The organism is Rhodococcus sp. PSi06 (genome assembly GCF_054960675.1).
In genome coordinates, this window is sequence record NZ_JBHNYO010000001.1 from 388,912 (window position 1) to 409,897 (window position 20,986).

At 63.6% G+C, this 20,986-nt stretch carries 22 protein-coding genes; 14 read left to right on the forward strand and 8 right to left on the reverse strand.

Features of this window, described 5'->3' with window-relative positions; translation table 11 throughout:
- Positions 1–61 precede the first annotated feature (61 nt).
- Positions 62–754: a TetR/AcrR family transcriptional regulator gene (locus ACFI9K_RS01935; protein ID WP_462661962.1), complete on the forward strand. Its 693-nt coding sequence runs from the start codon at positions 62–64 to the stop codon at positions 752–754.
- On the opposite strand, the gene ACFI9K_RS01940 is transcribed toward ACFI9K_RS01935, so the two are convergent.
- Together ACFI9K_RS01940 and ACFI9K_RS01945 are read right to left on the reverse strand one after the other, a co-directional pair.
- Entirely contained in the window at positions 748–3,105 is a 2,358-nt protein-coding gene (locus ACFI9K_RS01940) for a transketolase-like TK C-terminal-containing protein (RefSeq protein WP_462661963.1), read from the reverse strand. The genes ACFI9K_RS01935 and ACFI9K_RS01940 overlap by 7 nt on opposite strands.
- Before the next feature lie 240 nt (positions 3,106–3,345).
- Positions 3,346–3,975 carry a TetR/AcrR family transcriptional regulator gene (locus ACFI9K_RS01945; protein WP_462661964.1) on the reverse strand — a complete coding sequence of 210 codons (630 nt, stop codon included), beginning with the start codon at positions 3,973–3,975 and terminating at the stop codon, positions 3,346–3,348.
- 112 nt (positions 3,976–4,087) lie between these two features.
- Between ACFI9K_RS01945 and ACFI9K_RS01950 the strand changes: the two genes are divergently transcribed.
- The 6 genes from ACFI9K_RS01950 to ACFI9K_RS01975 all read left to right on the forward strand — a co-directional run bounded on the left by ACFI9K_RS01950 (position 4,088) and on the right by ACFI9K_RS01975 (position 10,072).
- A complete protein-coding gene (locus ACFI9K_RS01950; protein WP_462661965.1) occupies positions 4,088–5,068 on the forward strand; it encodes an SDR family oxidoreductase in 981 nt (326 codons plus the stop codon).
- Positions 5,065–5,850 carry an SDR family NAD(P)-dependent oxidoreductase gene (locus tag ACFI9K_RS01955; RefSeq protein ID WP_462661966.1) on the forward strand — a complete coding sequence of 262 codons (786 nt, stop codon included), beginning with the start codon at positions 5,065–5,067 and terminating at the stop codon, positions 5,848–5,850. The genes ACFI9K_RS01950 and ACFI9K_RS01955 overlap by 4 nt, the downstream gene beginning before the upstream one ends.
- 12 nt (positions 5,851–5,862) lie before the next feature.
- Positions 5,863–6,579: a TetR family transcriptional regulator gene (locus ACFI9K_RS01960; RefSeq protein WP_462661967.1), complete on the forward strand. Its 717-nt coding sequence runs from the start codon at positions 5,863–5,865 to the stop codon at positions 6,577–6,579.
- A gap of 131 nt (positions 6,580–6,710) precedes the next feature.
- Complete coding sequence (locus tag ACFI9K_RS01965; RefSeq protein WP_462661968.1) at positions 6,711–7,346, forward strand: VOC family protein; 636 nt, start codon at positions 6,711–6,713, stop codon at positions 7,344–7,346.
- A 27-nt stretch (positions 7,347–7,373) separates the two neighbouring features.
- Positions 7,374–8,300: a fumarylacetoacetate hydrolase family protein gene (locus tag ACFI9K_RS01970; protein ID WP_462661969.1), complete on the forward strand. Its 927-nt coding sequence runs from the start codon at positions 7,374–7,376 to the stop codon at positions 8,298–8,300.
- A complete protein-coding gene (locus ACFI9K_RS01975) occupies positions 8,297–10,072 on the forward strand; it encodes an FAD-dependent monooxygenase (RefSeq protein ID WP_462661970.1) in 1,776 nt (591 codons plus the stop codon). The genes ACFI9K_RS01970 and ACFI9K_RS01975 overlap by 4 nt, the downstream gene beginning before the upstream one ends.
- A 53-nt stretch (positions 10,073–10,125) precedes the next feature.
- Here the strand turns inward: ACFI9K_RS01975 and ACFI9K_RS01980 are convergent, their stop codons facing one another.
- Complete coding sequence (locus ACFI9K_RS01980) at positions 10,126–11,031, reverse strand: LysR family transcriptional regulator (RefSeq protein WP_462661971.1); 906 nt, start codon at positions 11,029–11,031, stop codon at positions 10,126–10,128.
- Between the two features lie 111 nt (positions 11,032–11,142).
- Between ACFI9K_RS01980 and ACFI9K_RS01985 the strand changes: the two genes are divergently transcribed.
- From ACFI9K_RS01985 to ACFI9K_RS01995, 3 genes are all read left to right on the forward strand, one after another.
- The gene (locus ACFI9K_RS01985; protein WP_462661972.1) at positions 11,143–11,895 is read left to right on the forward strand and encodes an SDR family oxidoreductase; all 753 of its coding nucleotides are present in this window, start codon (positions 11,143–11,145) and stop codon (positions 11,893–11,895) included.
- A gap of 35 nt (positions 11,896–11,930) precedes the next feature.
- Positions 11,931–12,251, forward strand: a complete 321-nt coding sequence (locus ACFI9K_RS01990) for a nuclear transport factor 2 family protein (protein ID WP_462661973.1) — start codon at positions 11,931–11,933, stop codon at positions 12,249–12,251.
- Positions 12,252–12,341: 90 nt separating this feature from the next.
- Complete coding sequence (locus ACFI9K_RS01995; protein WP_462661974.1) at positions 12,342–13,136, forward strand: alpha/beta fold hydrolase; 795 nt, start codon at positions 12,342–12,344, stop codon at positions 13,134–13,136.
- Positions 13,137–13,166: 30 nt separating this feature from the next.
- Here ACFI9K_RS01995 and ACFI9K_RS02000 read toward each other — a convergent pair whose 3' ends face one another.
- Positions 13,167–13,946, reverse strand: coding sequence for a tryptophan-rich sensory protein (locus tag ACFI9K_RS02000; RefSeq protein WP_462661975.1), 780 nt, complete (start codon positions 13,944–13,946; stop codon positions 13,167–13,169).
- 184 nt (positions 13,947–14,130) lie between these two features.
- On the opposite strand from ACFI9K_RS02000, the gene ACFI9K_RS02005 reads away from it, so the two are divergent.
- From ACFI9K_RS02005 to ACFI9K_RS02020, 4 genes are all read left to right on the forward strand, one after another.
- Positions 14,131–15,339: an alpha/beta hydrolase family protein gene (locus ACFI9K_RS02005; RefSeq protein ID WP_462661976.1), complete on the forward strand. Its 1,209-nt coding sequence runs from the start codon at positions 14,131–14,133 to the stop codon at positions 15,337–15,339.
- Entirely contained in the window at positions 15,333–16,223 is an 891-nt protein-coding gene (locus tag ACFI9K_RS02010; protein WP_462661977.1) for an alpha/beta fold hydrolase, read from the forward strand. Before ACFI9K_RS02005 ends, ACFI9K_RS02010 begins: the two co-directional genes overlap by 7 nt.
- Before the next feature lie 365 nt (positions 16,224–16,588).
- The gene (locus ACFI9K_RS02015) at positions 16,589–16,717 is read left to right on the forward strand and encodes a CGNR zinc finger domain-containing protein (RefSeq protein ID WP_462661978.1); all 129 of its coding nucleotides are present in this window, start codon (positions 16,589–16,591) and stop codon (positions 16,715–16,717) included.
- Positions 16,714–17,109: a VOC family protein gene (locus tag ACFI9K_RS02020; protein ID WP_462661979.1), complete on the forward strand. Its 396-nt coding sequence runs from the start codon at positions 16,714–16,716 to the stop codon at positions 17,107–17,109. The genes ACFI9K_RS02015 and ACFI9K_RS02020 overlap by 4 nt, the downstream gene beginning before the upstream one ends.
- 102 nt (positions 17,110–17,211) lie before the next feature.
- On the opposite strand, the gene ACFI9K_RS02025 is transcribed toward ACFI9K_RS02020, so the two are convergent.
- The 4 genes from ACFI9K_RS02025 to ACFI9K_RS02040 form a co-directional block, all read right to left on the reverse strand.
- A complete protein-coding gene (locus ACFI9K_RS02025) occupies positions 17,212–18,291 on the reverse strand; it encodes a fused (3R)-hydroxyacyl-ACP dehydratase subunits HadA/HadB (protein WP_462661980.1) in 1,080 nt (359 codons plus the stop codon).
- 85 nt (positions 18,292–18,376) lie between these two features.
- Positions 18,377–19,345, reverse strand: coding sequence for an Hsp70 family protein (locus tag ACFI9K_RS02030; protein ID WP_462661981.1), 969 nt, complete (start codon positions 19,343–19,345; stop codon positions 18,377–18,379).
- A 127-nt stretch (positions 19,346–19,472) separates the two neighbouring features.
- Positions 19,473–19,760, reverse strand: a complete 288-nt coding sequence (locus tag ACFI9K_RS02035) for an ANTAR domain-containing protein (protein ID WP_462661982.1) — start codon at positions 19,758–19,760, stop codon at positions 19,473–19,475.
- A gap of 148 nt (positions 19,761–19,908) precedes the next feature.
- Positions 19,909–20,973 (reverse strand): hypothetical protein, encoded by a 1,065-nt coding sequence (locus ACFI9K_RS02040; RefSeq protein ID WP_462661983.1) that lies wholly within the window; start codon positions 20,971–20,973, stop codon positions 19,909–19,911.
- Positions 20,974–20,986: the final 13 nt, after the last annotated feature.

Below are 20,986 nucleotides of genomic sequence, written 5' to 3' on the forward strand. Positions count from 1 at the left end.
AATTCGTCATCATCGGTTCGAGATAGGCTGACCTCACGAACCCGTCGAGCAGGAGCAGACCGTGGCCGAAGGCAACCGTGTAGAGCGCCGAAAAGCGCGCACCAGAGCCGCCCTCATCACGGCCGCGCAGGGGTTCCTGGCGCGCGGTAACACGAACGCGCCGGTCCTCGAGATCACGCAAGCCGCCGACGTCAGTAACGGCTCCTTCTACAACTACTTCGAGACCAAGGAAGAACTGTGGCAGGCGGCCATCGACTCGGCCCTCGAATCTGCAGGCGACTACCTCGACTCGCTCACCGTCGGCCTGGACGATCCGGTCGAGAAATTCACTCAGTCGTTTCGGTTGTCCGGACGCCTCTTCCGTCTCGAACCGCAACTGAGCCGCGTCCTGCTGAACTCCGAGGCTGCGGCCTTCGCGGCCGCGGGGGGCTTGGCACCGCGATCACGCCGCGATATCGAATCCGCGGCTGCCGAAGGACGATTCGATGTGGACGACGCCGATGTCGCACTCGCCATCGTGGCCGGTTCCCTGCTGTCACTCGGGCGCCTACTGCTCGCCCAACCCGAACGGGACGAGACCGCCACCGTGGACGACACGACGAGGCGCGTCCTCCGCGCACTCGGAATCTCCGCCACTGAAGCCGAAACGCTGTGCAGCCGAGCACTTCCGACGTCTTACAGCGGCGGGGTACACGCAGCGCTCGACCCCACATCCCAGCCTCTCACCCAGCAGGTCGATCCTCCAGGTCAATGACCGGTGACGTCCAACGCAGCGCCGACGATCGAATCGGTGTCGATGTGATGGTGCTTGTACACCTCGTCCAGCGATCCCACCTGACCGAAATTGCTGACGCCCAACGAGGTCGACGCCACGCGGTTCACGGTGGCCATGAACGCCAGGGTGTGCGGATGGCCGTCGAGCACCGTCACCATCGGTGTCGCTCGATCGGCCGGCAGTAGCTGATCGAGAATCCACGACTCCGCGTCGCCGTGCCCTTGCCGCGCCTGAACGGCACGATAGAGCTGGCCTGGACTGGTGATGCACAGGACGTCCGCGACAATACCGATCTGCTCCAAACGTGTTGCCGCATCGAGGGCTTCGGACATCAGCGCACCCATTGCCGCGATCGTGACGGTGGCACCGTCACGTCGCACGAGAGGGTAGCCACCGGCCACCACCTGTTTGCGTCTGCGCTCACGGGCCGCCGGATCGCTCGGCACATCGGCCAACGTCTGATCCACCGGACGGGTCGACAGGCGCAGGTACGCCGAGGTGCCGTCGGGGCGGCCCAGCTTGGCGATGCTGGCGAGCAATGTCCACTCCACGTCGATGGCGAAGGCCGGTTCGTACGAGATGCACCCCGGCTGCTCCAGACCGATCGACGGAGTCTTGATCGACTGGTGCGCACCACCTTCCGCGGCCAGCGTCACCCCGGACGGTGTGCCGACGAGGATGGATTGGCCACCGGCATAGATGCCGTACGACCACGGCTCGAGGGCGCGTTCGACGAACGGGTCGTACATCACACCGATCGGGAACAGCGGCTCACCCCAACGACTCCAGGTCGCTCCGAGTTCGCCCATCAGACCGACCAGATTGGTCTCTGCGATACCGAGTTCCATGTGTTGACCTGTGGGTCCTTCGCGCCAATGCATGATCGTCTCGGCGTCGTCGCCGAACCAATCGTGGCGTTCGGCCGAGGACCAGACACCGACCTTGTTGACCCAGCCACCGAGGTTGGTGGTCGAGCTGACGTCGGGACTGACCGTGACGACGCGTCGGGCTGCCTCGGGTGCCTCACGGGTGAGGTCGATCAAGGTGCGGCCGAGCGCGGCCTGTGTGGTGGCCGTGCCCTTCGGAGTACGGCCGATGTCGGTGGGAACTGCGGGCGGCCGACTGATGGAGACCGGCTCGCGGCGAAGACGTTCGGCAACCTCGGTGCACAACCGGCCGGCCGCACTGGCGTCGTCGAAGCGGCCCCAGGGCGATCCCGCGTCCGTACCGAGAGTGTCTGCAAGAGAGGCGTATTCCTCGACCGTCAACAGAGAGGAATGGTTCTGTGGGTGCCCCTGAGTGGGGAGACCGAAGCCTTTGACGGTGTAGGCGATGATGACTGTGGGACGGGTGTCGTCGATCTGTGCGTAGGCGTCGCGCAGGGCGTCGAGATCGTGGCCACCGAGATTGCGAATGGACTCGGTGAGCATCACGTCGTCGAGGTCACCGATGAGCTCGCTGATCGCTGAGGCATCGGATCCGCTGCCGGGCAGCCGATCTCGTAGCTCGGACGCCGAGCAGCGCAACAACCGCTGATACTCGGGATTGGGCATGTCGAGGATGCGTCGACGCAGCGCGTCACCGCCTGTGCGGGCAAAGAGGTTCTCGAGCAACCGCCCGAACCTGACGGTGATGACCTGCCACCCGGCGGCATCGAACATCTTCTCGAGGCGACCCGCGGCGATGTTCGGCACGACTCGGTCGAGCGACTGGCGATTGAGGTCGACGATCCAGACGATCTCGCCCAACTCACCGATGCCGGGATCGATGACGGCTTCCCATACAGCGCCTTCGTCGAGCTCGGCGTCTCCGACGAGGGAGTACTGCCGTCCGCGAAACCCACTCGGGGCTTCTCCGGAAAATGCGGAGTCGACGAACCGACGCGACATCGCACCCCAAATAGGAGCTGTTGCACCGATACCCACCGAACCCGTCGAGTAGTCGACGGTATCGGGATCCTTTGCGCGTGACGGGTAGGACTGCAGACCGCCGTACGAACGCAGGGTCGTCAGGTACTTCTCGTCCAGCTCACCGAGTAGGTAGTTGATGGCGTGCAGCACCGGCGACGCGTGCGGCTTGACCGACACTCGGTCGCCTGCCTCGAGCTGCTCGAACCACAGAGACGTCATGATGGTGACCATCGACGCGCACGAAGCTTGGTGACCACCCACCTTCAGACCCGTCGGATTGGGCCGAATTCGGTTGGCGTGGTGAATCATCGACGTCGACAGCCACAGCACTCGCTCCGAGATGTCGTGGAGGGTTTCGCGCCCGCCGGTGACCGCATCACCGTCGGTCGAATTGCCGGTGGTCGGACTGAGGCTGGTCATGGCGAGCACTCCTGAGATAGGCGACGAATGATTGCTTCGAGGTGGAAGTGGCGGGACCGGATAAGATCCCGTCACTCACTGAGGCAAGCGTTCGGATTGCGAATCGCCGATTCGGTCGCGTCGGTGATGCAACCGGCGTCAGTCGACCAGAACTTCGACCGACTGCGCAATAGAAGTCACGCAAGTTGATCATTCTGCGCAATTTCGGACCGGTGCGACTGCAGTTTCTGGTCTACCTGATCACCCGGACCCGGAACCTCGACGGGTCGCCGAATCGACGACGGCCTCGAAAGCGTCGACGATCAAGGCAACCGAATCGTCCAGATCGAAGTCCGCGGTCTCGAAGAACGCGTCGGCTGTTCGATCGAGGAAGCCCGTCCACCCCGAAATCGCGGCACCGACCAGCGGCGGCAACGGGTCCGGGAGTTCGGCCAGGGCCGCAACCTGCCGCTCGCCCTCGGCGCGTGCCTGTCGCAGTGCGCTCTCGACGCCGGCCTGGCCGAACTCCTCCTCCCGCACCACCCGCAGGTAAAGCGCGCGGTGATCCCTCAGGAACTCGATGTGTCGTCGAACGAACCCTTCCAGCTGGGCCCGCACGGTCCGCTCCTCGGACTGCGGGCCCTGGGCGTCGGACAACTTACCCAGAACATCGGCGAGCGCCGCCTGGACCAGGCCCTGCTTGTCGGTGAAGTAGTAGAAGAGCAACCCGTGAGCCACACCCGCTCTGCGTGAGATCGCCGCAGCACTGATGTCTGCGCTTGCGCCCTCGGAGATCAACTCGATGGCCGCATCGATCAACGCCTGACGTCGATCGCGACGCGGGCGGGTGCGCCGCGACTGCTCTGCATCGTCGACGTCGTTCGAGGGCACCGTCCGAGACTAATGCAGTAGTCGCATGCGTCGACTTCTTGCGTTATATGCAGACGCACTGCAATATGTGCAACCGAGCCGGAGTTGCCGCGCTCACCATCGAGGAGGTCCGATGATCACAGTGACCAGCGCAGCGGGCGGAGTCGGACGGCTACTCGTTCGACAACTGGCTGCGCGCAATGCCGCCGTCCGCGCTGTCGTGAAGAACGACAGTCAGGCTGCGACGACCCGTCGAGACGGGGCGACCGAGGTCGTCGTGGGCGATCTGCGGTCGCCCGCAACACTCGACACAGCCCTGGCCGGGGCCGACGTGATCTATCACGCCGCGCCGACCCAGGTGATCGACGAGAGACCGATCATCGAGCATCTGATCGCGACGACACCGTCGAGTGGGTTGCGGCACATCGTGTTTCACTCCGTCATCCACCCGAATCTGCACGAGCTGACGCACCACCACCAGAAGGACATCGCCGAAGGCCTGCTCCAGGAGAGCGGGATTCCCACGACGATTCTCCGGCCGTCGCACTACATGCAGAACTACCTGGAGGTGTGGGAGTTCCTGCAGGCAGGCGTCATGCCGTACCCGGTGTCGCCGGAGAGCATCATGGGGGTCGTCGATCTCGCCGACGTCGCCGAGGCCGCGGCGAACGTGCTGATCGACCCGTCGCCGCACACCGGCCGCACCTACGATCTGTCCACGGTAGAACTGACCCGACACCAGATGGCAGCGATTTGGTCACGCGTACTGGGTCATTCGGTGACCGCTGTCCGCATCCCGCCCTCGTCGCTGACGAACACGCTCGACGTACTGCCGGCCATCCCAGCCGTCATCGGTCACGCCGTGCAATCGACGAAGCTGCGTTCGCTCGGACATATCGTTCGCGGCGCGCAGGCCGCGTCGAATCCCCGCGATATGAAGAACTGGCCGGAAGATGCACGTCAGGCATACCGCACGATGATGACCCACTACGACGGCCATGGCCTGCCTGCGGGAGACCTGACGGTTCTTCCGACTCTGCTCGGACGCACACCCACCTCGTACGAACAGTTCGCCCGACGCTCGGCCGCCGAGCTCGGGCATACGGGCCGATGAGCCGCACGGCTTTTCGCTACAGTCCAGGCCGCTCGTTGGTCACCGGTGCGAGTTCCGGAATCGGTGCCGAGTTCGCGCGAGCGCTCGCCGCCCGCGGCTCCGATCTGGTTCTCGTCGCGCGACGGGAAGAGCGCCTGACGGCGCTGGCAGACGAGCTCGAATCGACCTACGGTGTGCGCTGCCGAACGGTGCCCTGGGATCTGTCGGAGGAGGCCAGCGGTCGGCGGTTGCGCGCTGTCGTTCCCGAGCGCATCGACCTCATCGTCAACAACGCGGGCTTCGCCGTCCAAGGGCCCTTCGTCGACGGCGACGCCGACGACTTCGAGCGCCTCGTCGCCGTCGACATCCGGGCGGTCGTGGACATCTGCTCGGCCTTCCTCCCCGACATGGTGGCCCGCAGGTCAGGGACCATTGTCAACGTGGCCAGCACGACGGCATTTCAACCGGTTCCGACTCTCGCGGTGTACGCGGCCGCGAAGGCATTCGTCCTGAGCTTCAGTCAGTCGCTGTGGTACGAATCGGCACGGCACGGGGTCAGAGTGTTCGCGCTCAACCCCGGCCCCACCCACACCGAGTTCTTCGACGTCATCGGCGATTCGGCCGCCGCCACCGGTACCTACCAGACGCCGTCCGACGTCGTCGCCACCGCAATGAACGCCCTCGACGCGAAAAGATCACGGCCACATGTTGTTTCGGGCCGCCGCAATTCGGCTCGAGCAGCGATCGTGGGTGTTGTCCCCGCACGAGTTCTCTTACCAGCTCTCGCACGGATGCTCCACTAGACTGGCACGATCATGGCCAGGGTCTCCAGATTCACACTCGATGATCGCCGAGAAGCGGTGGCACGGGCATTCGGAGGTTCCGAAAGCCCCACCGCCGTAGCCGCGGAACTGGGCATCCACACCACCACGTTGTACCGATGGGCCGGGTCGTCGACAACGGACGAACCCGGTCCCGCACCGGAGCGGCTGATCGAGGCCACCCAGGAACTGCTTCGGAACGCCGATTACGCGGACATCACGATCGAAAGTGTCGCTGCCCGGTGCGGTCTCGCCCCCAGGACTGCCTTCCACCATTTTCCCAACAAGCGACAACTCTTTCAGGCTGCCGTGGACAATGCGGCCACCGTTCTGGTCGAGCGCATCCACGAACGATCCACGGCCGCCACCTGGCCGAACACTCCACTGGACCAACTACAGACGTTTCTCCGGATAGCGGCCGAAAGCATCTACGCCACCCCGCGGACACACGTGCTGTTCCGGAATCTCGGAGTACCGAAATCCGAGGGTACAGCCGAACATTGGCACGACGGTTTCGTCGACGCCATCACCGAACTGCTCCGCTCCGCTGCCGAAGCGGGACAGATCGACGACGCCACAGACCTACCTGCCGCAGCCAGGCTGCTCACCGGTGCCATGCGCGGCATCCACACCGCAGTGTTCGACGGTGCCGATACCGCTACTGCGCTGACGCTCGTCGGGCGCGTTCATCTGCTGATCCCGCCTGCCTGAACACGCACGCCGCCCCACCTCGGGCACCGGCCGACGGCCAATTTCTCCTGACTGTCAGTCAAATTATTGACTGGTAGTCAAAGTGCACTTAACCTGGATCACAATCCGCGATCGCGACGAAAGGTCGAATCATGAGCGCAACGGACGATGCAACCACGATCCAGACGCAACGGGTCGCGCCCGACTACATCGCGCATTGGGTCGTCAAATCCGCGCGAACCGAGGAGATGGTCCGCTGGTACGGCACGGTTTTCGGTGCCGAGATTGCGTACCAGGACGACGAGATCACGTTCTTGACCTGGGACGACGAGTCGCATCGGCTGGCGATCATCGCGGTACCCAAGCCGGTGAAGTTCCTGTTCCCGTTCGCGAAGCTGCGCCGCAAGGCCTACGGCATCGATCACATCGCCCTGACGTTCCGGTCGCTCGAACGGCTGCTGGAGAACTATGTGCGACTCAAGCGCCACGGCATCCTTCCGGTGTGGTCCATCAACCACGGACCCACGATCTCGCTGTACTACGAGGATCCCGACGGTGTTCGGCTCGAATTCCAGGTCGAGAACTTCGACCCCGACAACACCGCGGCCTTCTTCTTCACCGAGGAATTCGCCCGCAATCCCATCGGCGTCAACATCGACCCCGACTACCTCCTCAGCAGACTCCGCAACGGAGCGACGCACGAGGAACTGCGCCAGCGCGAAGCAGGAACCAGGCCCGGCCGGCCCGTGATCGCCAACAAGAAGACCATCACTCCGAAAACTCTGTGACCGATTGATAGGGGGAGATCGAACAGCATGTCCATCAATATCATTCGAACCGCGGACGGTTGGTGGCGTCTCGACGGCGACCAGGCCGTCAGGATCGACACCACTGCCCAGACCACCCGCGAACTACTGGGCGACCGCGCAGCCATCGATGCTGCGTCGGGGGCCGGGACGAACGTCGCGGAGCTCGAACTCCTCTCCCCTGTCACCGCTCCGTGCCGGGTGGTGGCGCAGTTGCTCAACTATCGGTCACATGCGATCGACACCGGTGCAGACCCGAACACTTTGCAGCCAACATTCTTTCGTAAATCCTCCGCATCGATCAGTGGTCCGAACGATCCCATCCGGCAGCCGCCGGAGGTAGCACTGCTCGACTACGAGATCGAGCTGGGCGTGGTGGTCGGTGCCGATATTCCTATCGGGACGACGGTCACCGACGACGATCTCGCGTCCTACGTGGCGGGCTTCGTCATCGGCAACGACGTATCGGCTCGGGAGATCCAGTTGACGATGGTGCAGGTGTACGAGAGCAAGTCGTATCCCACCTTCACTCCACTCGGCCCCAGGCTGGTGCTGCTCGACAACGACGAGCTGCGTCGACTGCCGGAACTCCGCATGACGTTGTCGGTCAATGGGGAGATACGTCAGGACCAGACCATCGGCGACGACCTCATCACTCCGCCGGCAGAGGCCTTCACCAGGCTGGCCCGTTTTCAGAACATGACCGCGGGCGACGTCCTGCTGACCGGCACACCGATCGGCACCGCAATCTCGGCCCCACCCAAAGCAATCCAGAAGATCGGTGAGCTCATACCGCCGGCACTCAAATGGAAGTTCTTCTTCGCCCGCCAGGCCAAGAACCCGAAGTACCTTTCGGTCGACGACGTGGTCACTGCCACGATCCGAACCCCTGACGGTTCCATCGATCTTGGTACGCAGGAAACCGTCGTCCGATGAACAGCCCGGTCGTCATCATCGGTGCCGGCCCCGCCGGAACCACTGCCGCTCTTCTACTGGCACGCAGGGGCATTCGTACGGTGCTCCTCGAACGTCGACGGAGTCCACTGTTCCACCCGGCGGCCCACGTCATCAACGCTCGAACGCTGGAGATTTGGAACGAGTACAGTCCCGAGCTGGCCAAGTCCATTGCGGCGATGTCGCCTCCACACGAACAGGTCAATCTGATCAGCTGGTACGGCGACTTGGCCGGTGACGCCATCGGGTCGATCGATCTGCTCTCCGATCCCGAACGCAAAGCCATCGTGGAAAGCCAGAGCCCGTACATGGTCTCGCACATCGGCCAACACATTCTGATGCCTGCGCTGTGGGATGCAGTGGACTCCGAGCCGTTGATCGACTTCCGTCGCGGAGTCAACGTCGAATCGGTGGAGTCGACTTCCGACGACGCGCGAGTGTCCTTCCGCACCGTGACGGGTGACGCCACCGAACTCCGTGCGCCGTACGTCCTCGCCTGCGACGGTGCCAACAGTGCGACTCGCGATGCAGCCGCTATCTCACTGACCGGGCCCGTGCTCGCCAACATGGGCAGTGCGTTCTTCACCTCCACGACACTGTTTCCCGACGACGCGCGTCCGCTGCTGAGTTGGATCTACACACCGGATCTGTGCGGAGTGCTCATCTCGCACGCGGACCACCGATACATCCTGATGACGGCCTATCTGCATCCTGCGCAGGAGATCGCCGTCAACGGTCGTCGGTTCTGGGAGAAGACCCTGCCGAAGGTGTTGGGCACACATGACTTCGAACTCGAATCCACGGGCACGTGGGTGATGACCTCGCAGACAGCCGACAGCTTTCGACGCGGTCGTCTGCTGTTGCTCGGCGATGCGGCCCATCGTTTTCCGCACACCGGTGGCTTCGGGCTCAATTCCGGCGTCCAGGATGCCCACAACTTGGCGTGGAAGCTCGACGCCGTGCTCTCGGGCGCAGCTGCTCCGGAACTGCTCGACACCTACGACACCGAGCGCCGCCCCGTCGTGGAGAAATTCGCCGAACAGAGCGTGGCCAACCACTTCCGGATGGACGACATCGGCAAGCGGGTGGGAATCACCAATGCCATGTTGGCCAAAGCAACTCAGGCCATGGGACGGGCACCACTGAACAAGCTCCCGGGACGGCTGATCGCACCCATCGCGGCGGCAGCAACACGCAAGCAGATGAGCCGGTCGCGGAGCCTGCGCCCGGACGTCCCCGGGTCGAGCGAACTTCGTGCCGAAATTGCAGCGGCGATCCCACTGCAGTTGGAGCATTTCGTCTCCACCGGTCTGCAGTTCGGATATCTCTACGACAGTCCACTCATTGCACAGGACACGTCGACGAAGCCCGCGGAGGACGTTGTCGACTACGTGCCCACCACCTACCCCGGTGCTCGAATGCCGCACGCCCTTCTGTCCGTCGACGGCCAGCTCGTCTCGCCGCACGATGTGTTGGACCCGAACATGCTGACGCTGTTCACGTTCGATGGTCCTGCGTGGGCATCCGCGGTGGAGAGTGTGCGTCCCGGACATCCCGGAATTGCGCTCGTCGTGGCGGACGCACCCGTCGGCGTCGATCGTGGCGAGCTGATATCGCTGTACGAGGTGGGCGAGAGCGGGGCGATTCTCGTCCGACCCGATGGTCATGTTGCCTGGCGGGCGACTGATTGCCAGGCTTCGCTCTCCGATTTCCTGAGCACGAGTTGGGGGAGCTACTACGCCGAGACCGTGTGATGAACGTGAGATCGCATTGGGTACGTCGGGGGGATAGCTTTGCGCTCATACGGTCAGTATGGCTCGGGGGTGCGCTGACCCCCGAGCAAGGCAGCACGGGCTTCCGACACGGTGTGACGCAGCCACAGAGCTTGGGTGGGCACCTGCGGAGGGTCGACGACCTCGAGTACTCGAACTCTGCCCCGATGGTAGAGCCCGGGTTCGGCGGTGACGAGCGAGACGCAGTGGTTGCCTATTACCGCCGTGGTGGGCGTTGTGCCGTGCACAGTGTTGACGACGGTTGCCGGTTCGAATCCGAATCGTCGGAGTATGGAGAGCAGAAAATCGGAGTAGAACGACCTGCCCGGCTCACCCCACAACATCAGCGTCTGGTCCTGTAAATCCTGCAGGACAAGTGAATCTCGTTCGGCCAATGCATGAGTCGAGTTCATCGCGACACTCAACGAGCTGTATGCAACGACCGCCGCAGCGAGGTCGGGGGGAGTTGTGGCACCTCGACGAAGTCCCACATCGATGCGACCGGCGAACAAGGCGGGGGCGATTTCGTCCGGGTACAGCTGGCGAGCGGTAATCGTCGTCGATGGCAGCGCCACCCGCACGGGTGCGACGAGGTCGAAGACTTCGTCCGGCGTGATGGCAGGGGTGTGTCCCACCACGAAGGTGCTCGCGATGTGCTCCGACGCAACGATCGTCGATCGAACCAAAGATTCTGCGGCTGCGAGCAGAGGCACTGCCTGTACCGCCAATACCTCTCCTGCAGAGGTCAATTCCAGCTTCCGACCCACTCGTTGGAACAGCTCGACGCCGATGGCCTTCTCGGTCTGACGCAGCGAATTGCTGAGCGCCTGCTGTGACAGGTCGAGCTCGTCCGCCGCTCGCGTCACGTTACGAACTTCGGCGAAGACAACGAAGTGCGCAAGCTTGTAGAGGTCGACCGACGTCCCCGCATGCATGACCATCCACAAAGCATACTTGTTGAAACCCGTAATTTGTTGTTGGTTTATTTGTCGATGGGTTCCTAGAGTTACGACAGAGCCACTTCGGCCACCAACACTCGAGATGGAGTACCCATGAATTCCGCATTGCAGGGAAAGTCGGCAGTTGTCGCCGGAGGTGCCAAGAATCTCGGAGGACTGATCAGCACGACGTTGGCTCGACACGGGGCCAATGTGCTGGTGCACTACAACAGCAGTGCAAGCGAGGCCGCCGCCGACGCCACTCTCGCCGAAATCGACGCCACCGGCGTGAAGTCTGCCAAGTTTCAGGCAGACCTGACCGACCCCACCAACACCGCGGCACTGTTCGCCGCCGCAACACGCGCCTTCGGAACCGTCGATATCGCCGTCAACACAGTCGGGAAAGTCCTCCGCAAGCCGATCCTCGACACCACCGAAGCGGACTACGACGAGATGTTCGCCATCAACTCCAAAGCCGCTTATTTCTTCATCAAAGAAGCGGGAAAGGTGCTCGCAGACAACGGCAAAATCGTCTCCGTAGTCACCTCGCTACTCGCCGCCTTCACCGGGGGATACTCCACTTACGCGGGCGGCAAGAGCCCCGTCGAACACTTCACACGAGCAGCCGCGAAGGAGTTTGCCGACCGTCTGATTTCGGTCAATACCGTCGCACCCGGTCCGATGGACACGCCGTTCTTCTACCCGCAAGAAACGCCGGATCGGGTCGAGTACCACCGATCACAAGCCCTCGGTAATCAGCTCACCCACATCGAAGACATCGTTCCGCTCGTCACGTTCTTGGTCGGCGAAGGCCGGTGGATCACCGGACAGACATTGTTCGCAAACGGTGGATACACCACTCGCTGAGTGTGTTTCACGATCACACGAAGGGAAGCAGATTTATGACAGCTCACGTACCGGCCCCCGTCCAAGCAGTCCTCGACGCGGTCGAGGCCGGAGACCGACGGGCATTCCTGGCCGCGTTCAGCCCTGCAGGAACAGTCGACGACTGGGGCCGCCGCTTCACAGGCGAGAAGATCGCAGAGTGGAGCGACGCCGAATTCATCGGCAAAAATGTCACCCTCACGGTCGCTGATGTCGAGGTGGAAGGCGCACAGGTGGTCGTGCGTGCGCAGGTCGGTGGAAACGGGTTCAACGGCCCCAGCACCTTCACATTCACGATGTACGACGACGTACTGTCCGAAATGACCATTCGAGCCTGAATGCCCACGAAACCGTGGAGCCGGGCACGGGGTTGTCGCGGTGCCTCCCGCGTGACACGGTACCCAGTGACAGCGTCGAAAGGGAGCCTGGTGTCGAACTCGGAATCGATAGGAATCCTCGGCGAGAACGGCCCGGTCGTCGTCCTGTTACCGGGCGGGGCTGAGCCCGTCGACGGGTTCTTTCCCGGTCTCGTCGAGGGACTTCGCACCGACCCCGGATGCCGAGTGGTGTTGTACGACCGCCCCGGCACCGGTGCACACGCGACAGGCGGGTCGCTGGCCGGAGCGAGCGCCGCGCTGCACACGATGCTGCGCGAGCACGAACTGGCACCTGCCATCGTCGTCGGGCAGAGCCTCGGAGGTGCCGCGGCTCTACTGCTCGCGCGAGATCACCCTGAGGACGTCGCGGGTCTCGTTCTCCTCGATCCATCCGCCGTCAACGACGTGACACTGGCGAAAGCCACCGAGTCGATGGCTCGAGTGTCCGACCTCGCCTGGCGAATTCCGTTGTTCCGAAAGCCAATTGCATCGGGATTGCGCACTCGAGCAGAGAAGTTGGCCGACCGACACGAGATGCGATCGGACTGTCGAAGCGCCATCGTGCGGACCGCAGAACTCGACCTTCCGCGGCTTCGCCAGGCGTCCGACGGACTGGCGGCGCTTGCGAAGGATTTCCAGGAATCCGACCTCCCACGCGTGCCGTCCGTTGTTGTCACCGCCGACCGCAAAGAAAATTCACGAATGACGTCGGCGCACAGACGTGTGGCCGATGCCCTGGGTGCGACGGTCGAACAGTGGCTAGAAGCAGATCATTCGGTGCACTTGACGCACCCCCAGGAAGTTCTCGATGTGTGTAGGCGAGTCGTCGCCATGGCCGCTCGGTAGACACCCGACGAAAGCCGTTGAGCGATAGCGCTACCGGGGTGAGGAGACCGCATCGGTCCGACTGCCCATCGACTGCCGCGACCGCAGCCTGATACCCACCGTGGCGACGGCGATGATCACTGCTGCCAGTACTGCCGTCCAGCCGACTGTCGTGTTGGTCAACTCGCCGGACAGGCGTCCCTGCGCCAACCAACCCAGCCCCCACACGATCGACAGCATCGGAGCGATCACGCCGTTCGAGTACCGCGCCAGCGTCACCCCCACCAGAGCGGCAACGACGAGCACGACGACCGCCCATGTTGTTGCGCCGCTGGTGATTCCGAGGCTCACCAACCACGCCGAGATGTTGGCGATCGTGGCCACGCACACCCACCCGAGATAGAGGCCGAAGGTGCCGTCGGTGATCACCGCGTCGGCGACGCTTTCGGGTCGGTGCTGCTGCATGAGTACGAAGATGCGCACCAGCACTGCCAACAGCGCAACGATGACCACAACGCTCAGCCATACCTGGCCCAGTTGAATCGCGAGAATCCATGCCGGATTGAGCAACATCGACGCGATGATGGGAACCCGCAACGCATCGTGGCGTGCGGTACGTCCTGGCAAGAACTGCCAGACCGCATACGCGATCAGACCGGTGTAGATGACCGACCAGATCGAGAACGCCGGCCCCGCGGGAGCCACCAACGTCGAGGTTGCACTCAGTGCCCCGCCGGCTGCCTGGGCAATGGGCGTACCGATCCACGCGCCCGAGCCCAGGAAAGACACGACCACCGCAACGACCGCACTGACAACGACACCGATTCTCATGGCTCCGTTCATCCCCGATCCAGATCGGCGGTAAACACGGTTGATCGAAGACATACGACGGAAGGCGCCTCGGGGTTCCCTCACTACACGCTTCGGAAGGGATTCTGTCCACAATCCGCTGGGAACAGTGAGGGCCGACTCCAGCAGAAGGCAGGATGTGACCGAGTTCTGGTAGACACGCGTTGTGCTTTCCTACTCCCGCTCGATGTCCGCGCTCGTCTGCTGTCTTGCGCTGGCCGCGTCGGCGGGATGCGGTTCGACACCCTCACGACCTGCCGCCGCGTCTTCGACGGCCTCGACCACCACCGCAGCCCTCTCGTACAACCTGACGGGCGTGCCGGGCACCGTGCTGAGTTCCGAGGACTTCGGTGCCCGATCCACCGAACTCTCCGCAACCGGTGCCACGCTGTACCGCTTCGTGTACGAGTCGACGTCGGGCGTCGACGGTTCCCCGACGGCAGTCTCCGGCGTCGCAGCCGTTCCAGCCGGAACCCCGCCCGCGGGCGGTTGGCCGATCGTCGTCTACGGGCACGGCACCACCGGCGTGCAGGCCGACTGTGGGCCTACCCTGTATCCGGATCTGCTCGGTTACCAATATGCGGTGCAGAACTTCACCGAGCTCGGGTACGTCACCGTGCTGCCCGACTATCAGGGCCTGGGCACCGGCGGTGGAACGCATCCGTACCTGGAACCGCGAACCGCCGGAAACAACATGATCGACGCGGCCCGCGCAGCGCACAGCGCACTGCCCGGGGTGTCCACTCGCTGGGCGGCAGTCGGCTTGTCGCAGGGAGGCCAGGCAGCGTGGGCTGCAAACGAGCTGAGTGCGTCCTACGGTCAGGGACTCAGCCTCGTCGCATCGGTGTCGCTCTCACCACCGACCGACCTGACGCCTCTTGTTCGGGCCGGCGCGGACGGGACCCTCACCGGGCCGCAGAAGGAACTGCTGCCGTACCTGCTCTACGGCGCACAGCAAGTGGACCCCGCGATCGATCCGAAGGACTACAGCGGCACCGTCGCCGAGGCCAACAACGAGCTACTGCTCACCTGCCAGGGCGGCGACACCGAGGGCAAGAAGCGTGCAGTACAGGCAATGGCACCCGACGAGTTCGCCGCAGACTCGGCCGAGTCCGAGCGCAAGCTCCTCGACGTCATCGGACGCTACACATTGCCCCAGGTGCGGACCGAGGTGCCGATGTTCGTGGCGTACGGTGCCAAAGACGACATCGTGTTGCCCCAGTGGACCGCCGACGGCGTCGAAAGGGCTTGTGCGTTAGGAGATTCGATGGTTGCACAGGCTCAACCCGAACAGGGCCACGACGTCAGCGACAAAGCTGCCATGGAATTTCTGGCCGCCGTGTTCGCAGGCCAGTCGGTGCCCAGCACATGCTGACGAGCGGCTCCGCTTCGGAGCGCATCACCGAGTACACCCATGAAGGACTCGTCTTCGACGTCCTCGATCAAGGACCGCTGAACGGGCCGGTTGTGTTGCTGCTGCACGGCTTTCCCGAACGAGCATCGTCGTGGTCCGCAGTGATGACCATCCTGAACGATGCCGGTTTCCGCACTGTTGCACCGGATCAACGTGGATACTCACCGCGGGCTCGGCCGAAGCGGCGTCGCGACTACCGGGTCGGGGCACTGGTGGGCGATATCGTCGCCCTGATCGATGCCATAGGCCGCCCCGTCCATCTCGTCGGACACGACTGGGGAGCAATGATCGCGTGGGTCACCGCAGGCCGACGCCCCGATCTGGTGTCGTCTCTGACGGCCTTCTCGGTTCCCCATCCCGGTGCATTCATGACCGGCTTCTTCCGCTCGAACCAGATACTGCATTCCTGGTACTTCGCGTTCTTCCAGTTGCCGATACTGCCCGAGAAATGGATGACGCGGCCCGGCGGGAGCGCCGAAAAGTGGTACAGGCGAAGCGGTATGACCGAAGAAGACTTGGAGCGCACCAATACGGAGATCGTGGAGTACGGCGCGCTGCCGTTCGCCGTCGCCTGGTACCGCGGAATGCCGTTCTCGAACCCGGGCATCGGCCGTCTGCGGATCACGGTTCCGACCACGATGGTGTGGAGTGACGGCGACACCTTCATCGGCCGCGCGGGCGTCGACACCACCCAGAACTACATCGACGCGTCCTACACGCTGACCGTTCTGCCCGGCATCTCGCATTGGATTCCGACGCACACCCCCGACGCGGCCGCTGCCGCGATCCTCGACAACGCCCAACTCGCAGTTGTGCAGGGATTCGGAACCGATTCGCCTGCATAACTGCGAGTTCGGCGAGTGGCAATGAATGGGGCGGTGCACTCGACACATTTACGCCCCTTGCCGTAATCCGCACCCCCTGCACGGGGTGCGGATTACTACTAGGGGCGTATGTGCCAGTCGGACGGCACCGCGGTGATGTTCCAACCCATCTCGGGACCGGTGGACCATCGCCTCGCTGTAGTAAGCCGATCGCAGTCCTGGCAAGGCGTCGAGTGTCGATCCGGTACGGATTCGTTCGTCGCGGTCGGGCCCACGGATTGCGTTGACCTCCCGCTTGATTCGACCATCATCGGTGGCTGCGGCGGCCTTCGCACGACTCGCCCCGGCAGCTGACGTCCAGGACTGGCCGAGCGCTACGCCCGGCCTTGTGTGACGCCCCTCGATGCGGTCAACTGCTTCTACAGGATCGGCCCAATCAGCGCTGGTGTTGCAGCGCGTGCGGAAATCGAGCGCGCGCGGCACGACACCACGCGAAGGAGAAGCGCAGATCATGAACATTTCGGTACGACAGGTGGTTCTGGACTGCACCGATGCCCGTCGACTCGCCGAGTTCTATCGGCAACTCCTGGGATTCGAGTACGTTCCCGGCGACGCCGAACCGATGAACCCGGACTGGCTCGCCATCAACGCTCCCGACGGTTCGTGGCGCATCGCGTTTCAGCAGATCGACACTCTTCCCGAAGCAACGTGGCCGGACGGCGAGCACCCGCAGATGGCGCACCTGGACTTCATGGTCAGCACCGTCGCAGATCTCGACGAAGAGCATTCGCGCGCAACGGAATTGGGCGCACGCCTGCTGCGAGACCTGCACGACGATCCAGAGGAGCCGATCCGAATCTATGCAGACCCGGCCGGCCACCCCTTCTGCATCTTCGTGGGTGCCTGAGCGCGGCCGACCTACAGATCAGCTCCCCACATTCGGATACCCGACGCCGATCGGAGTCGGAATCACCGAACTGGGGAGCTGATGTGCGAAAAACCCGAAAACTCAGGCCAGTTGCACCGTTGCCGTAGCGCGGTGACCGAAGATGCGCTTGCCCTCGAACGTCGCACCGATGGATACGACAGCGGTTCGAGTGGCCTCGTCCTTCGACTTGATCTTGCCGCTGAAGACGATTTCGGCGGGCTTGTGAGCATCCACCGGAATCGGGGTGGTGAAGCGAACGGTGTAATCCTTGACGGCACCGGGATCGCCGAGCCACTCGCTGATGAATCCGCCGCCGACGCCCATCGTCAGCATTCCGTGCGCCAACACGTTGTCGAGATCGATCATCTTGGCGAAGCCTTCGTTCCAGTGAATGGGGTTCGCATCACCGGCGACGCCTGCGTAGTTCACGAGATCACCTCGGGTCAGCCGCACCGTGCGAGAGGGCAACTCGTCTCCGACGTTCACCTCGTCGAACTTCTGCGTCGGCTGTCCCCGGTACTCCTCGACGATCAGCGGCTCGTGCTCCTGCGGGGTGGACAGGGTGTCGTGCTCGCTTGCGTTGGCAACTGCTGCGTCCATCGACGCGCCGAACATCACCAGGTTGCGGGCAGCATCGGCAATGGCCGGATCGATTTCACCGGACCGTCCGACGAGCAGGGTGGTGTACGTGGTCTGCACCAGTTCGTTCTTCTGGTTGGACACGACGTTCTTGGTGACCATCATGTCTCGACCCATGACCGTCTTGAAGGAGTCGAGCGAAACGTCGCACGTGAGCTGGTCGCCGGACAGGATGGGCTTCTGGAAGACCAGCACCTGGTCGGTCTGAAGGATCTGGCTCAGGTCATATCCTTCGGCGATGGACTCGAGCAGCTTCTTCTGTGCGAGGGTGCCGACCAAGGACATGAATGTCAGAGGTGCAACCAAAGCACTGTGCCCCAGCGCGGCCGCAGCATCGCCGTCCCAGTGCGCGGGGTGGAAGTCCTGAACGGCACGGGCGTACTCACGAATCTTCTCGCGACCCACCTCGTAGTAGTCCTCGGTGCGGTAGTGATAACCGACCATGCTCCTGGCATGCTCTGCCGGATCGAATGCCTGCTCGTCGGTTGCTACCGCACCGGACTCCGTTACCTGCTCTGCCACTGTTGACCCACCGTCTCGTCCCTGCTGATCGTCATTACCGAAAGAAACCTACCCAACGACGACGCTGGTTGGCCAGGACGGTCGCTCAAGCCGAACGGTGTCGCGCGGCGTCGCGGTAACCCACGACGCCCACCATCGCGTCCGACGCAGACGGCCCACCGGCCCGGCTCATCGCTCCACGAGGGTGGTGCTGACGCGACGCGACGGCATCGACGGCCATCAGGGCGGCACCGTGAGCAGTGAGCGATTCCGGATTCGCGGGAACGATGACGGGCAGCATCAGATCGCGGCGAAACAGGCGGCGAAGGGACGGGAGGTTGGCACAGCCGCCGACCATGACCAGAGCATTGACGGCACAGGGCGCATCGACGATGACACTGGCTACCCAATCCTCGAGCGAGCGGATGCTACGTTCGAGAACATCGTCGAACGTGTTGCGCCACAGGCGAACCGGACCACCGACGAACGGACCGGCAACCTCGGCCACCCGCAACCTCGAGAGTTGCTCGCGCGCCGTACGAATCGCGACCATGAGGTCCGCTCGTGCGCGATCGGACGCCAACTCGTCGGCTCCGAATGTCGAGAGCAAGTATCGCGAAATCTGCTCGTCGCAGCCGATGCCGCCGAACAGTGTGGTGCGCACCGAACTGAACACTCGGCCGGTGGCCGGGTCCGCGATGGACATCGTGGTGCCCGACGCTCCGATGTCGCAGATCGCGACCGTACGTGCACCCTCGAGTTGACCCGTGCCCCGCAGGTACCGCAGCTGAGCACCGAGTTCCGATGCGACCAGCAGACGATCGGCCTCGTACGTGGAGTACGCAGACGTACGTCCGCGGGCACCGGGGTCGTCGGGAACAGCCAAGACGATGTCTGCGCGCTCGACCATCTGATCGCGCGACATCGAGTCGAGCAGATCGAGGGCAACCTGAAGATGGTCGCCGGGATCGAACGAATGCACGATGTGGGCCGACCGCACCGATTCGTCGATCGCATCGACGGCGACCCCTCGGGCAGTGGCAGAACCCACCGAGACACCAAGGACTGTTCTCATGTTCCCTCGACTCGAATAGCTAATCCGACCTGCTGATAGTAGCCCTCGAACCGTCGCATGGACAGTAAAACCGAGATCTAATTGAACTCCGGGTTTGTTTTCGGGTTTCGAGCGCCGAGGAGCAACGTCAGGCGACGTGATCGAAGGGATCACGACGGTCGGACAACAGACGTCCCCAGTCTTCCTGCGCCGAGGTCATTGCCGCACCGGCAACACCGTGGTCCGAGGCCAGACCGCGGGCGGCGGCAACGATGGAACGCGCCGATTGCACCAACGACACGTCGAAACGGAAACTGTGCGCCGCCAATTCTGCGAACGCCTCATCGGGACTGCAGCCACGCAGCGCGATGAGAACACCTACTGCTCTGTCGATCGTCGTGCGGGTCACCATCTCTACTGCGGGATTGTCGGTCATCGAATACTCACCGTCTACTGGTCGATCAACCGATGGTAGCGAGGCTCGAGCAGAAGTTCAGGTGTCCGAGTGGAATTCACACACCCGTCATGAGAAGGACTTGTCCGAGTATCAAACCCGCACGCTCCCAATGAAACACACAATCGGATCAACCGATCGGGTCCACTATCGGCTCGGCAGCGGGCTCCTCCGAGGTGGATGTGGGCTCGGTGGTCTCGGAAACCTCCACGGTGGTCGTGGGCGAATCCGTGTCCGGAACCTCCGGCTCGGGTTTCGGCTCGGGTTCCGGCTGCGGCTGCGGTTTCGGAGAGACGGTCGATGTTCGGCCACCGCCGGATTCTTCGACGTCCGGGGCATCGGACGAGTTTCCGCCTCCACCGACGATCACCCGGTCGGGCTTTCCTCCGCCACCCGAACCGCTGCCGCCCGAACCTCCGGTTTCCGACGCCGCGTCGGCTACGGGACCGGGAACGAGGCCTTCCGACAGTGCCGGCTCACTCCACGCACCGATCGGAACCGGTCCGAACTCGGGTGCCTCGAAGGTGCGCGTCTCGACAGCGGACGCACTCGGTGAACCCGATGGTGCGCCCGTGGAATCGACCACCACCCTCGCCGACGATGGCATATCGGCGACGGCGTCGGCGGTGCCAACCGCAGGATTGCTCTCTGGACCGGTTGCCGTCATTGCCCACACCGTCGCGCCGCTGAGCGCGGCCAGGACTGCAATCCCCAGCCCGATCATCGTCAGTCGAGCAGTGCGCGGGTTGCCCGTCCGATCGCCACCGGAAAAACCGTCGCCTGCCTCGATGTCCTCACGACCGTCGGTCGACAGCTCGCCACTCGTCGCGGCGGCGGCCGCGACGCCGAACAACGCCGCGGCGATCCCCATCGGAACTCCGGAGTCCAACCGCGGATCTCCGGCATCCACCACGACGACGTCGCGCACACGGTGGGCGGCCAGGGCGTCGCGAACGATCCCGCAGAGCACGATGCTGTCGCAGACCACCGCGGAACCCATGATGGTCAGATCGTTCTGGGCCGCCTGCACCCTCATGATTCCGAGCATCGTGGTGACGGCGTCACCGACACCGCCGGGAGCCGACGCGACAGTGACGACGCGGGTGGACACTGCTCCGAGTTCGGGCAGATCGGCCTCGACCAACACAGCCGACACCTCGTCGACACCGACGTGTACACCGAGCGCTATGGACATGATTCGTCGACTC

Bases quoted from the DNA above. Each gene is read 5' to 3' on its own strand.
- ACFI9K_RS01940 (WP_462661963.1), bottom strand. From the start codon at position 3,105: ATGACCAGCCTCAGTCCGACCACCGGCAATTCGACCGACGGTGATGCG.
- ACFI9K_RS01950 (WP_462661965.1), top strand. From the start codon at position 4,088: ATGATCACAGTGACCAGCGCAGCGGGCGGAGTCGGACGGCTACTCGTT.
- ACFI9K_RS01955 (WP_462661966.1), top strand. From the start codon at position 5,065: ATGAGCCGCACGGCTTTTCGCTACAGTCCAGGCCGCTCGTTGGTCACC.
- ACFI9K_RS01960 (WP_462661967.1), top strand. From the start codon at position 5,863: ATGGCCAGGGTCTCCAGATTCACACTCGATGATCGCCGAGAAGCGGTG.
- ACFI9K_RS01965 (WP_462661968.1), top strand. From the start codon at position 6,711: ATGAGCGCAACGGACGATGCAACCACGATCCAGACGCAACGGGTCGCG.
- ACFI9K_RS01970 (WP_462661969.1), top strand. From the start codon at position 7,374: ATGTCCATCAATATCATTCGAACCGCGGACGGTTGGTGGCGTCTCGAC.
- ACFI9K_RS01975 (WP_462661970.1), top strand. From the start codon at position 8,297: ATGAACAGCCCGGTCGTCATCATCGGTGCCGGCCCCGCCGGAACCACT.
- ACFI9K_RS01980 (WP_462661971.1), bottom strand. From the start codon at position 11,031: ATGGTCATGCATGCGGGGACGTCGGTCGACCTCTACAAGCTTGCGCAC.
- ACFI9K_RS01985 (WP_462661972.1), top strand. From the start codon at position 11,143: ATGAATTCCGCATTGCAGGGAAAGTCGGCAGTTGTCGCCGGAGGTGCC.
- ACFI9K_RS01990 (WP_462661973.1), top strand. From the start codon at position 11,931: ATGACAGCTCACGTACCGGCCCCCGTCCAAGCAGTCCTCGACGCGGTC.
- ACFI9K_RS02000 (WP_462661975.1), bottom strand. From the start codon at position 13,946: ATGAGAATCGGTGTCGTTGTCAGTGCGGTCGTTGCGGTGGTCGTGTCT.
- ACFI9K_RS02010 (WP_462661977.1), top strand. From the start codon at position 15,333: ATGCTGACGAGCGGCTCCGCTTCGGAGCGCATCACCGAGTACACCCAT.
- ACFI9K_RS02020 (WP_462661979.1), top strand. From the start codon at position 16,714: ATGAACATTTCGGTACGACAGGTGGTTCTGGACTGCACCGATGCCCGT.
- ACFI9K_RS02030 (WP_462661981.1), bottom strand. From the start codon at position 19,345: ATGAGAACAGTCCTTGGTGTCTCGGTGGGTTCTGCCACTGCCCGAGGG.
- ACFI9K_RS02035 (WP_462661982.1), bottom strand. From the start codon at position 19,760: ATGACCGACAATCCCGCAGTAGAGATGGTGACCCGCACGACGATCGAC.
- ACFI9K_RS02040 (WP_462661983.1), bottom strand. From the start codon at position 20,973: ATGTCCATAGCGCTCGGTGTACACGTCGGTGTCGACGAGGTGTCGGCT.